The organism is Vibrio sp. 1557, assembly GCF_033340175.1.
In the GTDB taxonomy this organism is placed as follows: domain Bacteria; phylum Pseudomonadota; class Gammaproteobacteria; order Enterobacterales; family Vibrionaceae; genus Vibrio; species Vibrio alginolyticus.
Genome location: NZ_JAWOVZ010000245.1, coordinates 1 through 1,113 on the forward strand (window position 1 = coordinate 1; position 1,113 = coordinate 1,113).

At 47.4% G+C, this 1,113-nt stretch carries 1 protein-coding gene; it reads right to left on the reverse strand.

Translation table 11 applies throughout. The features are described from left to right. Positions 1-1,113: sodium:alanine symporter family protein (locus R7070_RS26230; RefSeq protein WP_318141518.1), on the reverse strand; the 1,113-nt coding region annotated here is incomplete at both ends.

Genomic DNA, 1,113 nt, shown 5'->3' on the forward strand with positions numbered 1-1,113 from the left:
CCACACAACGCTCACCGTAGTAGTTCCAACCAAGGATCGTTGTAAACGCAAAGAACATCAGACCGATAGACACCAGCATTGGGCCGAATGTTTCTGCGTTGAGACCAACAGCAAAGGCATGTGTTGTCATCGCGGCACCTGAAAAGTCACTTTGCCAAGCGCCAGTTAGGATCAGGGCTAGACCTGTCATGGTACAAATGATGATGGTATCGAAGAAGGTACCTGTCATCGAAATCAAACCTTGTTTAACACAAGAGTCTGTTTTCGCTGCTGCTGCGGCCATTGGCGCGCTACCCAAACCTGATTCGTTTGAGAATACACCACGCGCAATACCAGATTGGATTGCCAACATGATGCTAGCACCTAGGAAACCGCCCGTTGCTGCGGTAGACGTGAAAGCAGATACCAACACAAGTTCAACAGCATTTAGTAGTTGATCTGCGTTCATGATGATCACGCTAAGACACGCCAACACATAAAACAGCGCCATTGCTGGAACCACTTTACCTGCGACACTTGCGATAGATTTGATGCCACCTAGAGTTACAAATGCAACCAAAAGCGTCAGGATGAAAGCTGCAAGCTCACGGTTTACACCTAGAGAGATTTCACTTGCATCAAGAATCGCATTTACTTGCGGGAACGTACCGATACCAAAACAAGCAACCCCAAGTGAGAATACCGCAAACATGATGGCTAGCGCTTTAGAGCCAACACCATATTGTAGGTAGTACATTGGGCCACCAATCATTTGGCCATTGTCGTCAACGCGTCGGTATTTAACAGCAAGCAGACACTCAGCGTATTTCGTCGCCATTCCGAATAGGGCTGCAAGCCACATCCAGAATAGGGCGCCAGGGCCACCAAGTTTGATTGCGGTTGCAACGCCGACAATGTTACCAGTACCGATAGTTGCAGAAAGTGCAGTACAAAGTGCTGCGAAGCTAGAAACGTCACCCTGTTTATCAGATGACTTATCTTTACTGAATACCATCGCTAACGCGGTTGGTAGGTGTTTAAACTGGATCAAGCCAAGGCTAAAAGTGAAGTAAACACCGGTTCCCACAAGCAAAATAAGCAGTGGTGGACCCCAGACAAAGTTATCAATGGTTT